This window comes from Bacteroides sp. K03 (assembly GCF_019734355.1).
GTDB classification, from domain to species: domain Bacteria; phylum Bacteroidota; class Bacteroidia; order Bacteroidales; family Bacteroidaceae; genus Bacteroides; species Bacteroides nordii.
In genome coordinates this window covers 533,667-548,273 of record NZ_JAASHC010000003.1, presented here as the reverse complement: position 1 = coordinate 548,273, position 14,607 = coordinate 533,667, and the positions used below count along the sequence as shown (strand labels likewise).

Sequence of the window (14,607 nt, the reverse complement as noted above, 5' to 3'; positions counted from 1 at the left end):
TGAAATATGGGAGAGCAATAAGACTAAATGTTAAATGTTAAAGAAAATATTTGTTTTGCTAACTCTGAAAAAAAAGCTGATATAAAAATAGCTTAAAGATAGTGATTATATGGAGGACTTGAGCTGTTTTATAGTTGTTTTGCTTTAATATAATATTGATTTTCTGTAGATTGATAGTTGGTAAAAAAGAATTTTTATCTTTGTGCACCGAGATATCATTATGTACTATTTTTGAACATATTTATTCGTTTTAGGTATTTTCTGAAACTTCGGAATGAAATAAATGTATATTATGAAAATAATGTATTATATTTGTGCCCGATTTAAGAAAGAAACTCAAAAAAGATTTATCAGAATATCTTATGCGTAGATTTATCACACTGTTCTTTTTGACGTTTACTTTGACTGGGGCAGTAATGGCACAAATGTCCGATGATCAAGTAATCCAGTATGTGAAAGATGGCCAGAAATCGGGAAAGAATCAAAAGCAGCTTATAACAGAATTGACTGCACGAGGCGTAACCAAACAACAGGCTGAGCGAATAAAAGAACGATACGAAGAGGGCCAAGGGGCCGATGTTGCCGTTGTAGATCAAAGTGTTGCATCACAACAAAGAGAAAGGAGGCAGGATGCTTCTAATGAAGTGACAGCCGGAACATTTGATGTTATCAGTACAGAAGTAAGTGACCCTACTACTAAAGGTACAGCTGCTGCAGCTCGTTTAGTCTTTGGTCGCAATATCTTTAATAGCCGGAATTTGACATTTGAACCTAATGTCAATATGGCTACTCCACCTAATTATCGTTTGGGTCCCGGTGATGAAGTTATTATAGATGTATGGGGAGCCAATGAAGCCAGTATGCGAAAGACCATTTCTCCGGAGGGAAATATAATGGTTAATCTGTTAGGTCCGGTTTATTTGAATGGCATGACCGTTGCAGAAGCAAACAGCTTTCTCAAAAAAGAATTCAGCAAGATTTATTCACAGGTATCAGGTACCAATCCGGAATCTGAAGTACGACTGACGTTAGGACAGATACGCTCCATTCAAATTAATGTAATGGGTGAAGTTGCTGTCCCGGGCACTTATATGCTATCCTCTTTATCTACGGTATTTCATGCGTTGTATCGTGCGGGAGGAGTCAACAATATCGGTAGTTTGCGTAGTATCAGAGTGATGCGTGGTAGTAACTGCATTGCCGACCTGGATGTATACGATTATATCTTAAGAGGAAAATTGTTAGATGATATTCGCTTGATGGAAGGGGATGTAATCATTGTTCCTCCTTATGAGAAGCTGGTTGATATATCGGGTAAGGTGAAACGTCCGATGTATTATGAAATGAAGAAGAACGAAACACTTGCTACTTTGATAAAGTATGCCGGTGGGTTCTCTGGTGATGCTTATACAAAAGGAGTCCGTCTGGTACGTCAGAGTGGACGTGAATACAAGCTGTTCAATATCGACGAAATGGATTATTCCGTATTCCATTTAGACGATGGCGACGCAGTGACTGTAGGTTCTATCCTGGATCGTTTTGAGAATCGTGTTGAAGTTCGCGGAGCTGTTTACCGTAGTGGTATGTATGAGTTAAGTGGCAATATGAATACGGTGAAACAGCTGATCCAGAAAGCAGAAGGTTTGAAAGGTGATGCCTTTTTGAATCGTGCACAATTATTCCGTGAGCATGAAGATTTGACATTAGAAGTTATACCTATTGATCTGAAAGGTATGATGAATGGTTCGGTGGCCGATATTCCTCTTATTAAGAATGATGTATTGGTAATCCCCAGTATCCATGAACTTCAGGAGCGTGGAGCATTTACGATTGGAGGACAGGTTGCACGTCCCGGTACATATCCTTATGCTGAAAATACCACATTAGAAGACCTTATCGTGCAAGCTGGTGGTTTGCTGGAAGCTGCATCTACTGTTAAAATAGATATCTCCCGTCGTTTGAAAGATCCCAAAGGTATGACGTCTACCAGCCGTTTGGGTGAGGTGTTTACTTTCTCTGTAAAAGATGGTTATGTTGTTGACGGAACTCCCGGATTTGTGTTGGAGCCTTATGACGAAGTTATAGTACGTCGTAGCCCTGCTTATCAGGTGCAGCGTAAAGTCAGCGTTTCGGGCGAAGTTGTTTTCGACGGTGGATATACCCTGTTGAAGAAGAGCGAACGTTTGTCTGATTTGGTTGCCCGTTCGGGTGGTTTGACCGCTGATGCGTATGCAAAAGGTGCCCGTCTTATCCGTCGGATGAATGATGAAGAGCGTGCTCTTCGTAGCGCTACTTTGCGTATGGCTATTCATAGTAGCGGTAAAGATTCTGTTGCTTTGGGAAGTCTTGCGTTGAGTGAACAATATACAGTGGGTATTGAACTGGATAAAGCATTACAGAATCCGGGTTCTGATTATGATATGGTACTACGTGAAGGAGATCAGTTGATCGTACCGGAATACTTGAGTACAGTTCGCATTAATGGTGAAGTGATGTATCCCAATACCGTATTATATAAGAAAGGAGCTAAGTTAGGACATTATATTGATCAGGCAGGTGGCTATGGAGCTCGTGCCAAGAAGAGTAAGGCTTATATTGTGTATATGAATGGTACAGTATCAAGGGTGAAACGTTTGCGTAAAGCGAAAATAGAGCCGGGGTGCGAAATCATTATTCCAACGAAGCGTGAGCGCAAGCGTGTGGATATTGCACAAATTATCGGTTTGACTACCTCGGCTGCTTCAATCGGTACAATGGCAGCTACGGTTGCAAATTTATTGAAGAAATAATATAAAAAAACCGTGGATAACATGAACGAAGAAACTGATAAAAATAAAATACCTCAGCCTGTTGAGGAGCAGGAAATAGATTTGATAGAGTTGGCCAAAAAGGTTTGGGCTAACCGTAAATTGGTTTTCAAAACTTGTGGGATTGCTGCAATAGTAGCACTTGTAGTTGCTTTTAGTATCCCTAAAGAGTATGCTACCAGTGTGACACTTGCTCCTGAGACAACAGGAAAATCAACAGGTGGGAGCATGGGAGCTTTGGCTGCTATGGCAGGTGTTAATTTAGGCAATTCCGGAGGAGATGATGCTCTTTTTCCTGATTTGTATCCGGATATTGTAAGTTCGACTCCTTTTCTGACGGAGTTGTTTGATGTAAAGGTAGAAGATCAAAAAGGTGAGTTAAAGACTCGGTTATACGACTATCTGGACGAACATCAAAGAAACCCGTGGTGGGGAACTATTATATCTGCACCATTTAAAGCTTTGGGATGGGTAGTTTCTTTATTTAAAGACGAACCTGTGGGACAGGGAGATGGTAAAGTTAATCCATTTATGCTAACTAAAGATGAGGCTGCTATTGCCGATGCTTTGAGTAAACGCATTTCTGTGTCTGTAGATAAAAAAACTGGGGTGACTACTTTGTCTGTTACTATGCAGGATCCATTGATATCAGCTGCATTGACTGATACTGTGATGCGTCGTTTGCAGAATTATATTACAGATTATCGTACCAATAAAGCCCGCCATGACCTGAAGTTTACTGAAAAATTATATGATGAAGCCAAGGCTAACTATTATGCAGCACAACAAAAGTATGCCCGGTATGCCGATGGTAATCAGAATATCGTTTTACACAGTGTCCGTACGGAACAAGAACGTTTGCAGAATGAGATGAGCCTTGCTTATGGGGTATACAATCAGGTTGCTCAGCAATTGCAGATGGCTAAGGCTAAAGTACAGGAGATTACTCCTGTATATACAGTAGTACAACCAGCGACGGTGCCTTTAAAGCCCGCTAAACCAAATAAAATCATGATTCTTATTGGCTTTGTATTTTTGGCAGGCGTTGGTAGTGTGGGATGGATTCTTTTTGTTAAAGACTTATTAAAGGGATGGAAACAACAAACAGAGAAATAGAAGGAAAAACTTCTTGCTGGTATGCTGTCTATACAGCTGGCAGAGCGGAAAAAAAAGTGAAAGAACGGCTCGATAAAGCTGGCATTGAAAGCTATTTGCCACTTCAGTCTGTAATTCGTTTGTGGAACAATCGTAAGAGAAAGGTAATGATTCCTGTTGTTCCGGGTTATATCTTTGTGCATCTGCCGGTGGGCGATGTTGCTAAGGTTAAAAGTGTAAAAGGGGGTTCTTTCCTGCTACGCGAAGAAGGGCGTTATGTCTCTATTCCGGAATGTCAGATGGAGGTCTTTCGTTCGATGGTAGAGAATGCCGGTGAATTTATTGAATTTGCTGAAGAACTGACTCCGGGAATAACAGTTCGGGTGACTCGGGGACAATTGGAAGGGGCGACCGGTGAGTTGCTTGATTGTCAGGGTAAGAATAAATTAATGCTTCGTATCGCGGGGTTGGGATGTGCATTGGTCACTGTTGCTTCGGATACTATTGAAAAAGTGAAGTAAGCGTTATGAAGTTAATTACTGAAGCTTTGCTGAACACGGTATCCGGACAGGCTAAGGAGAATCCGCGTCTGCGTATGAATTACAACTTCCATGAATCTATGGATGCACCGATTCATCGTATGTTGAATGCGTTGGAACCCGATACATATTTACCTCCGCATCGTCATAAGGATCCGGATAAAGAAGAAATATATCTTGTTCTCCGTGGTAGCCTGCTTGCTATTCTGTTTGATGAAGAAGGAAATGTGACAGAGAAGGTAAACCTGAATCCGGAAAAAGGTATGTATGGAATAGAGATTCCACCTTGTACATGGCACTGTATTGTAGTGCTTGAGCCTGGTACGGTGATATATGAAATAAAGCAGGGGCCTTATGCTCCGTTGACTCCTGAAAATATGGCTCCCTGGGCACCAGATGTGACCGATGGGGAAGGTATAAAAGCTTTTATGAAGCGGATGTCCGAGGGTTAATCCTCGAACATTCTGCTTCGTGCAAGCATGCAAGCTCCTACTATTCCGGCTTTGTCTTTCAGCTTTGAAGTGAGAATAACCGAATCTTTATTCACCAGGTTGAGAGAATATTTTCGAATCGCGGTTTTTATCGGTTGTGTGATATAATCTCCGGTAAGCGACAGAGTGCCTCCGATAATTACCAGTTCCGGATTGAAAATATTGATAAGTCCGGCAATCTGCTTTCCTAATTTTTGCCCGATTTCTTCCACTATTTCGATACAAAGAACATCTTCCTTATTGACAGCTGCAATGATCTCGTCCAGGGTGATAGGATCTTCTGACGAAATGCGGTCGGACAGGATGGAGTTTTCTCCGTTTTTAATACGCTCCAGTAATATGCGGTGCAGCGCCGAACCTGATGCTTCAGTCTCGATACATCCTTTTTTCCCACAGTGGCAAATGATTTCGTTTTCATAAGCACTTACGTGTCCGAACTCACCCGAGAATCCCGATTTTCCGGTGTATATTTTCCCGTCAATGATGATCCCTATACCCAGTCCCCAGCTGACATTGACGAATATAATATTCTTTTCTCCCTTTACGCATCCCTGCATATACTCTCCGTAAGTCATGGCGCGCGTATCATTGTCTATTGTTACTTTATAGCCAAGTTTTTCTGTCAAGACATCCGCCAGCGGGCGTTCTTCAAAATTGAACTGACTGAAACTATAACCCGATTCCGGATTTACCCGCCCTGATACATTTACATTGATATTTAATATTTTCTCTTTATTGATATTGAGTTTTTTTATAAAGTTTGCTATGAGTTTGCACAGTTCATTCAACCCTTCTATTGAATTTTCAAATTGATAGGGGATATTCATTTTGAGTTCCATCATATCTCCTTTAAAGTTGATAAGTCCGATATTGATGGCAAACTTCTTGATATCTACTCCGATGAAGTAGCCGGATTCCGGATTGAGTCCGTACAGATTGGGGTGTCGTCCACCACTTGTTTCCAGCTTACCATAGTCGTTGATATATCCGTCTTCACACATTTCATCTATGAATTTGGTAACGGTTGGCACACTCAAATCCATCTCTTTTGAGAGGTCGGTAATGGTTGAACTACCGTTGTATATATAATGTGTAATGATTCTTTTCTTTACAAGGGCATTTTTGGAGCCCATTTCTATTTCTTTAAGCAGATTATGTTTCATATATGCCATGTTAGTGATTAATGCTGAACAAATATACGGGTATTTTAAATATTTCGTTTCGTTTTAGCTCTTTAATTTATTAATATTCTTTCTTTATTGGTTTATATAAGAAGATATAATAAATAATATAACTTTTATATAGGTATAATAATAAAATAATTTAGAAATATACTTGCTGTTAATTAAGAAGTTTTTATATTTGCAACATGAATGTTTAAATAAATTGTTTGATATATGAAAACTGTATACTTATGGAAAAGATTATTGGATTGATTGATGCCCCTTTTACTCCTTTTTATGAGGATGGGGAAGTAAATTATGAGCCGATTGCAGCCTATGCCGTCATGTTAGCGAAGAATGGTTTGAAAGGTGTTTTTATCAACGGTTCTTCCGGCGAAGGCTATATGTTGACAGAAGAAGAGCGCATGAAGCTGGCCGAACGTTGGATCGAAGTAGCTCCCGAAGGTTTCAAAGTGATTGTTCATGTGGGCAGTACTTGTGTGAAGTCGAGCCGGCGTCTGGCAGAACATGCACAAAAGATAGGTGCATGGGGAATTGGTGCAATGGCTCCTCCTTTTCCTAAGGTAGGTCGCGTAGAAGAGTTGGTGAAATATTGTGAAGAGATTGCTTGTGGTGCACCCAATCTGCCTTTCTACTTTTATCATATTCCTGCTTTTAACGGCGCCTTTCTGTCTATGGTAGCTTTCCTTGAAGCGGTAGACGGACGTATCCCCAACTTTGCAGGTATTAAGTATACGTATGAAAGTTTGTATGAGTACAACCAATGTCGTCTTTACAAGAACGGCAAATTTGATATGTTGCATGGACAGGATGAAACGATTCTTCCTTGTCTGGCTATGGGAGGTGCTCAGGGAGGAATTGGTGGTACTACCAATTACAATGGTTGCAACCTGGTTGGTATTATCGACGCATGGAATGCAGGTGATTTGGAGAAAGCACGCGAACTTCAGAACTTCTCTCAGGAGGTTATCAATGTGATTTGTCACTATCGGGGCAATATTGTTGGTGGTAAAAGAATAATGAAATTGATAGGTCTGGATCTTGGCAAGAACCGTACTCCGTTCCAGAATATAACCGATGAAGAAGAAGCACGTTTGAAAGCTGAGTTAGAGGCCATTCACTTCTTTGAGCGTTGCAATAAATTTTAAATCTATTTTTATGAATGTAACCGAATACCTACAGACATGGTCGGCCTCGTACAAGGCTGACATGCTGGATAATATTATGCCTTTTTGGTTGAAGCATGGTCTGGACCGCCAGAATGGAGGTATATATACTTGTTTAAATCGTGACGGTTCGCTGATAGACACTACCAAATCCGTTTGGTTTCAGGGGCGTTTTGCTTTTACATGCAGTTATGCATACAATCATATTGAGCAGAACCCCGACTGGCTGGCTGCGGCAAAGAGCACACTTGATTTCATAGAACATCACTGTTTTGATTCGGATGGGCGTATGTTTTTTGAAGTTACAGCATCCGGAGAGCCTATTCGTAAACGCCGTTATGTATTCTCCGAAACCTTTGCAGCCATTGCGATGGCGGAGTATGCGATTGCTTCGGGCGAAAGGGCTTATGCAGAAAAGGCTTTAAACTTATTTAAAGACATTCAGCGCTTTCTCCAGACTCCCGGCATTTTGGAGCCAAAATACTGTGAAACGGTGCATACAAAGGGGCATTCGATTGTCATGATCCTTATAAATACAGCTTCGCGCATTCGGGCTGCCATAGCCGATCCCATACTCGACCAGCAAATTGATGACTCTATTGCTTTGCTGAAAAAGGACTTTATGCATCCGGAGTTTAAAGCATTACTGGAGACAGTGGGTGCTAATGGTGAATTTATTGATACCATAAATGGACGTATCATCAACCCGGGCCATTGTATTGAAACCTCCTGGTTTATCCTTGAAGAAGCCAAGTACCGTAACTGGGATAAACAGCTTACAGACATGGCTCTTACCATTCTCGACTGGTCTTGGGAGTGGGGATGGGATAAAGAACACGGTGGTATTATCAACTTCCGAGATTGTCGTAACCTGCCCCCACAGGATTATGCACATGATATGAAATTCTGGTGGCCGCAGACGGAAGCTATTATCGCTACACTCTACGCTTACCAGGCAACAAAAGATGAAAAATATCTTGCTATGCATCAGCAAATCAGTGATTGGACATACGCTCATTTTCCTGATAGTGATTTTGGCGAATGGTATGGATATCTTCATCGCAACGGAACAGTCTCACAACCGGCAAAAGGTAACATTTTCAAAGGTCCTTTCCACATCCCCCGGATGTTAACGAAGGGCTATGTACTTTGCCAGGAATTACTACCTTAAAACAACAATATATATATTTTGCCATACGAATTGTTTACGGTTTTTAATGGCATTGTCTATTAACATTATTAACGTAGATGTTAAAGATCGGATTCTTCCTTTGTAAAAGTACGTACTTTTGTAGCATGAAAGTGTACACTCTTGTATAGCAAAAGTGTACATTTAACACTCCATTAAATACGTACTTTTATAATATAAGGAATAGTACTTCTGAATGTGTTGACTATCAATAGATAAACTCACTGAATAGTGAGGTTTGAAAGAGAAAGTATATTCTTATATTTGCGGGTGATGAGAGAGATACTTGTTTTAGAGACAAGTATAAACCGTAGCAGGAAGTACGCAATAATAAATAAAAAGAACTGCATATTATGAAAAACTCAAGAATTTATCCATGGATTGTGGTAGCTCTTCTTTGGGGAGTGGCATTACTCAATTACATGGATCGTCAGATGCTCTCGACGATGAAAGACGCCATGCAACTGGATATTGCAGAGCTACAATCAGCTACTAATTTCGGCCGTTTGATGGCTGTGTTTCTTTGGATATACGGATTTATGAGCCCGGTAGCCGGTATGATTGCCGACAGGCTGAATAGAAAGTGGTTAATTGTAGGGAGTCTTTTCGTATGGTCTGTTGTCACTTTTGGCATGGGATATGCCGAAACGTTCAGTCAGGTATATTGGTTGCGCGCTTTGATGGGAGTTAGTGAAGCACTTTATATTCCCGCCGGGCTTTCACTGATTGCCGACTGGCATCAGGATAAATCCCGGTCATTGGCAGTAGGTATACACATGACGGGGCTTTACACAGGGCAGGCTATCGGTGGCTTCGGTGCTACGGTAGCAGCGGCATACTCCTGGCATACTGCTTTCCATTGGTTTGGTATTATCGGTATTATCTATGCTTTGATTCTGGTGTTGTTCTTACATGAGAATAAAGAGCATATTGAGATTGAACGTTTACGCAGAGAGGAGCCGAAGCAGAAATCATCTGTATTCAAAGGCCTTTCTTTGTTGTTCAGTAACATTGCATTTTGGGTAATATTGTTCTATTTTGCCGCACCGAGCCTTCCGGGATGGGCTACAAAGAACTGGCTGCCTACGCTGTTTGCCGAAAATTTGAATATTCCGATGGCCGAAGCGGGGCCAATGTCAACTATAACGATTGCCTTGTCTTCTTTCGTCGGTGTATTGCTTGGAGGTGTTCTTTCGGATAGATGGGTGTTGAAGAATATCCGTGGTAGAGTTTATACCAGTGCTATCGGATTGGGACTTACAATTCCGGCGCTGATGTTGTTGGGATTTGGCCACAATACAGCAGGCATCGTGGGAGCGGGGTTGTTGTTTGGTGTGGGCTATGGCATTTTCGATGCGAACAACATGCCTATTCTGTGCCAGTTTGTGTCAACTAAATATAGAGCCACGGCTTATGGTATAATGAATATGACTGGTGTATTTGCCGGAGCAGCGGTTACCAGTTTGTTGGGACGCTGGACCGATGGTGGCAATCTGGGATTGGGCTTTGCATGGCTTAGCGTTGTTGTTCTGATAGCATTGGCGTTGCAACTCTATTTTTTGCGGCCTAAAACTGATAATATGGAATAGACTTTATCTATGCTAAATAACTTAATTATCCTCCTATCCTGTAAAATGAAAAATAGTATCTTTGTCCTCAATAATATTCATACAATTTTAATCATTACCATGAAAAAGACCCCTCTTCTGTTTCTCCTTTTCTGCTTTTTATGTACCACACCTGTGCTTTATGCAGCAGATACTATATTCGTTAAGGAAGCGCGTATCCCTGTCTTGATCGAAAGACAAGACAACGTTCTGTTCTATCTGCGCCTGAATGCACAAGAGAGCAAAAAACTAAATAATGTGGTTTTGAAATTAGACAAAGGAACAAGGCTTTCAGATATTCAATCGGTGAAACTTTATTATAGCGGTACAGAGGCGTTGCAGAATAAGCATAAGAACCGTTTTGCACCAGTTGAATACATTTCCAGCCATGCTGTGGGAAATACGCTGGCTGCCAATCCGTCTTATTCAATCAAAAAAGCCGAAGTGAGTAATCCTAACGCCGAAGTTACATTGAAGGGCAGCCAAGATCTGTTTCCAGGTGTCAATTATTTCTGGGTCAGCTTGCAAATGAAGCCTTCCACTCCGCTGGCCGCTAAGGTTACGGCGAGTATCGCCTCTGTGACAGTGGATGGTAAACAAGCACTTATAGATATTGTATCTCCGAAAGAAACAGAACACCGCATGGGGGTAGGCGTGCGTCATGCCGGAGATGATCAGTCGGCCGCATTCCGTATTCCGGGATTGGTGACTACCAACAAAGGTACGCTGTTGGGAGTGTATGACGTGCGCTATAATAGCAGTGTTGATTTGCAGGAGCGCGTCGATGTAGGTTTAAGCCGGAGTACGGATGGTGGAAAGACATGGGAGAAAATGCGTTTGCCACTGGCATTTGGAGAGTATGGAGGACTGCCTGCTGCACAGAATGGGGTAGGAGATCCGTCTATTCTGGTAGATACAAAGACCAATACAATATGGATTGTTGCTGCATGGACGCACGGCATGGGCAATCAGCGGGCGTGGGTGAGTTCGCATCCGGGAATGGATATGAATCATACGGCGCAATTGATGATGACAAAGAGTACTGACGATGGAAAGACGTGGTCGGCTCCGATCAACATCACGGAGCAGGTGAAAGATCCTTCCTGGTATTTCCTGCTGCAAGGACCGGGGCGCGGTATCACCATGCAAGACGGTACGCTGGTGTTTCCTATTCAGTTTATTGATGCCACACGTATACCCAACGCCGGTATTATGTACAGTAAGGACCGGGGACAAACCTGGAAAATACATAACTATGCCCGTACCAATACCACCGAGGCACAAGTGGCGGAAGTAGAGCCTGGTGTATTGATGCTGAACATGCGCGATAACCGGGGTGGAAGTCGTGCAGTATCTATAACCAGGGATTTAGGCGAAACGTGGACAGAACATATTTCTTCGCGGAGTGCTTTGCGTGAGCCGGTGTGTATGGCAAGTCTGATAAAAGTAGAGGCAAAGGACAATGTGCTTGGCAGAGATCTTTTGTTCTTCTCCAATCCTGATACAACGAAGGGAAGAAACCATATCACTATAAAAGCCAGTCTGGATGGAGGCGTGACCTGGTTGCCTGAACATCAGTTGTTGATAGACGAGGCCGATGGTTGGGGATATTCCTGTCTTACGTTGGTGGACAATGAAACGATTGGCATTTTGTATGAGAGCAGTGTGGCGCATATGACATTTCAGCAGATTAAAATAAAAGATATAGTGAAATGAGGCACATTGTATATAGCGTTGCATTTCTCCTGTTGCTTTGTGCATTTCCTACAGTCCGGGCAGGTGAGATTCATTTCCTGCCAGAGCCGCAGCAAGTGAAACTGAGCGGTGAGCAGTTTGATATGAAGCGGGTGAGGCTCGTCTCTTCCGTACTTGTTCCGCAACTGGAAGCATGGGTGACCGAAGCGGGAGGGACTGCCGATGAGCGCGCCTCTTCTGTAATTGAAATCCGGTTGGTTGAGAAACTGGAGGGGATACCCTTGAATGAAAATGAAGCATATCGCCTGACGGTACATAGAAACAATATCAGGGTTGAGGCTATCACCGAACAAGGAGCTTATTGGGGATTACAAACATTGAACCAATTGTTGCAGCACCGGAGAGGAAAGACCTTTGTTCGGGGATGTGAGATTGTAGACTGGCCTGCTTTCCGGGTACGGGGATTCATGCAGGATGTAGGCAGAGGCTATATTTCTATGGACGAATTGAAACGGGAGATCGACATGCTTTCTCGTTATAAAATCAATGTGTTTCACTGGCATCTGACAGAGAACCAGGCATGGAGGCTTGAAAGTAAGCTCTTTCCGGTATTGAACGACAGTTGTAATGTGACGCGTATGCCGGGCAAGTTTTATACGCAGGAAGAAGCTAAAGAGTTGGTTCGGTACTGTAAACAGCGTCAGGTATTGCTGATACCGGAGTTTGATATGCCGGGGCATAGTGCCGCCTTTGTACGGGCCTTTCGGCACGATATGCAGAGCGAAGCGGGAATGAAAATTCTTAAACTGCTGATGGATGAGGTCTGTGAGGTTTTTGAGGTACCTTACCTGCATATCGGCACGGATGAGGTAGCCTTTACCAATCCGCAATTTGCGCCGGAGATGGTAGCCTATATCCGGGCAAAAGGCAAGAAAGTGATTTCCTGGAATCCGGGCTGGCACTACAAACCGGGAGAAATAGATATGACCCACCTCTGGAGCTACCGCGGAAAGGCGCAGGAAGGTATTCCTGCCATTGATTCAAGGTTCCACTACCTGAATCATTTTGACGTATTTGCCGATATAATAGCTTTGTATAATAGTCGCATTTACAATCAGCCTCAGGGTAGTGAGGATATAGCCGGGGCTATCATGGCAGTGTGGCAGGATAGGGTAGTAGTGCCCGAGGAGAATGTGATCAGGGAGAATGCCTTTTATCCTAACATGCTGGCTTTTGCCGAGCGTTCGTGGAGAGGGGGAGGCTCCGAATATTTTAACCGGAACGGTACGGTTCTTCCGGGTGAAGACTCGGAGGAGTTTAAGAGTTTTGCTGATTTTGAAGAAAGAATGTTGTGGCACAAAGAGCATCATTTCAAAGGATATCCCTTTGCTTATGTGAAGCAGACAAATGTGAAGTGGAACATTACGGATGCTTTTCCCAATGGAGGAAATCCGGAACAGGCATTTCCACCCGAAGCCGGACTCAAAGATCAGTATATATATGATGGCAAAGCGTATAATGTGCGGCAGGCTATCGGTGCGGGTATCTATCTGCGTCATGTATGGGGTACGCTGGTCCCCTCTTTCTATAAAGAGCCGGCAGAAAACCATACGGCATATGCCTATACATGGGTATATTCGCCCAAAGCACAGGATGTGGGGCTGTGGGCGGAGTTTCAGAACTACGGACGTTCGGAGAAAGACTTACCTCCTCCAGCCGGAAAGTGGGATTATAAAGGGAGCCGCATCTGGCTGAACGATAGTGAAATACTTCCTCCTGTGTGGACGGCTACCCACACAAAGCCGGATAATGAAACGCCTTTGGGTAATGAAAACTTTACAGCCCGCCCTCCTTTGAAGGTACACTTGAATAAGGGGTGGAATAAGGTGCTGCTGAAACTTCCGGTAGGGAAATTTACGACTCCTCAGGTTCGTCTGGTGAAGTGGATGTTTACAACTGTTTTTGTCACGCTTGATGGCGAACATGCAGTAGACGGGTTGATTTACTCGCCGGAGAAGAAACTAAAATGATTTTGTATCTATTGAATTCAGATAAAAAAGGATGACGATGAATAAAGAAATTGACTTGTCCGTATCATGCTACGGAAAAACGAGAGAGTTAGTTTATGATTTGGTACTGCTTCCCTGGGGAGCTACCGAACCGCACAATCTGCATCTGCCTTATTTGACAGATTGTATCCTGGCACACGCCATTGCCGTTGATGCGGCAGAGCGCAGTAAAGAATTGTATGGTGTGCGCTGTATGGTGATGCCTCCTGTAACTATGGGGTCACAAAATCCGGGACAGCGCGAGTTACCCTTCTGTATACATGCCCGGTATGAGACTCAGAGGGCAATCCTTACGGATATCGTGGCTTCACTCCATACACAGGGCATTCGCAAAATGGTGATTATCAATGGACATGGCGGGAATAATTTCAAGAATATGATTCGCGACTTATCTGTTGATTACCCGGACTTCCTGATAGCTTGCAGCGAGTGGTTTGCGGTGCTTCCGGCAAAGGAGTACTTCGATCGGCCAGGCGACCATGCCGACGAGGTGGAAACTTCTGTGATGATGCATTATCACCCGGAGTTAGTTAATCTGGAAGAAGCCGGTGAGGGTAAATACAAACCATTTGCCATAAGTTCACTGCAAGAAAAGGTTGCATGGATTCCGCGAAACTGGCAGAAAGTATCTGAGGATACAGGCATCGGAGATCCCCGGCTGGCTACGGCAGAAAAAGGTAAAAGATACGCCGGGGCTGTGGTAGAAAAGTATGCGCAGTTGTTGGGGGAATTGGCGAAAGGAGATATATACTGAGTTTCACCACA

11 protein-coding genes are annotated in these 14,607 nt (G+C 43.1%); 10 read left to right on the top strand and 1 reads right to left on the bottom strand.

Translation table 11 applies throughout. From position 1 onward, the window contains the following. The first annotated feature begins 362 nt into the window (after positions 1 to 362). From HCG69_RS04680 to HCG69_RS04665, 4 genes are read left to right on the top strand one after another with little or no spacing between them, the layout of a single operon-like run. Positions 363 to 2,789, top strand: coding sequence for an SLBB domain-containing protein (locus tag HCG69_RS04680; RefSeq protein WP_221649058.1), 2,427 nt, complete (start codon positions 363 to 365; stop codon positions 2,787 to 2,789). A gap of 21 nt (positions 2,790 to 2,810) precedes the next feature. Beyond that, entirely contained in the window at positions 2,811 to 3,923 is a 1,113-nt protein-coding gene (locus HCG69_RS04675) for a Wzz/FepE/Etk N-terminal domain-containing protein (protein WP_221649057.1), read from the top strand. After that, positions 3,899 to 4,423: a UpxY family transcription antiterminator gene (locus tag HCG69_RS04670; RefSeq protein WP_221649056.1), complete on the top strand. Its 525-nt coding sequence runs from the start codon at positions 3,899 to 3,901 to the stop codon at positions 4,421 to 4,423. Before HCG69_RS04675 ends, HCG69_RS04670 begins: the two co-directional genes overlap by 25 nt. Positions 4,424 to 4,428: 5 nt before the next feature. Next, positions 4,429 to 4,893: a WbuC family cupin fold metalloprotein gene (locus HCG69_RS04665; RefSeq protein WP_221649055.1), complete on the top strand. Its 465-nt coding sequence runs from the start codon at positions 4,429 to 4,431 to the stop codon at positions 4,891 to 4,893. Here the strand turns inward: HCG69_RS04665 and HCG69_RS04660 are convergent. Further along, positions 4,890 to 6,095, bottom strand: a complete 1,206-nt coding sequence (locus HCG69_RS04660) for an ROK family transcriptional regulator (protein WP_221649054.1) — start codon at positions 6,093 to 6,095, stop codon at positions 4,890 to 4,892. The genes HCG69_RS04665 and HCG69_RS04660 overlap by 4 nt on opposite strands. Before the next feature lie 251 nt (positions 6,096 to 6,346). Between HCG69_RS04660 and HCG69_RS04655 the strand changes: the two genes are divergently transcribed. The 6 genes from HCG69_RS04655 (at position 6,347) to HCG69_RS04630 (ending at position 14,596) form a co-directional block, all read left to right on the top strand. Next, the gene (locus HCG69_RS04655; protein ID WP_221649053.1) at positions 6,347 to 7,264 is read left to right on the top strand and encodes a dihydrodipicolinate synthase family protein; all 918 of its coding nucleotides are present in this window, start codon (positions 6,347 to 6,349) and stop codon (positions 7,262 to 7,264) included. A 10-nt stretch (positions 7,265 to 7,274) separates the two neighbouring features. Continuing rightward, a complete protein-coding gene (locus HCG69_RS04650) occupies positions 7,275 to 8,453 on the top strand; it encodes an AGE family epimerase/isomerase (RefSeq protein ID WP_221649052.1) in 1,179 nt (392 codons plus the stop codon). 371 nt (positions 8,454 to 8,824) lie between these two features. Then, complete coding sequence (locus HCG69_RS04645; protein WP_221649051.1) at positions 8,825 to 10,060, top strand: MFS transporter; 1,236 nt, start codon at positions 8,825 to 8,827, stop codon at positions 10,058 to 10,060. Positions 10,061 to 10,159: 99 nt separating this feature from the next. Then, positions 10,160 to 11,794 carry a sialidase family protein gene (locus tag HCG69_RS04640; RefSeq protein ID WP_221649050.1) on the top strand — a complete coding sequence of 545 codons (1,635 nt, stop codon included), beginning with the start codon at positions 10,160 to 10,162 and terminating at the stop codon, positions 11,792 to 11,794. Continuing rightward, positions 11,791 to 13,803, top strand: coding sequence for a family 20 glycosylhydrolase (locus HCG69_RS04635; RefSeq protein ID WP_221649049.1), 2,013 nt, complete (start codon positions 11,791 to 11,793; stop codon positions 13,801 to 13,803). Before HCG69_RS04640 ends, HCG69_RS04635 begins: the two co-directional genes overlap by 4 nt. Positions 13,804 to 13,840: 37 nt before the next feature. Then, on the top strand, positions 13,841 to 14,596 hold the full coding sequence (locus tag HCG69_RS04630) for a creatininase family protein (protein WP_221649048.1): 756 nt from the start codon (positions 13,841 to 13,843) through the stop codon (positions 14,594 to 14,596). Positions 14,597 to 14,607: the final 11 nt, after the last annotated feature.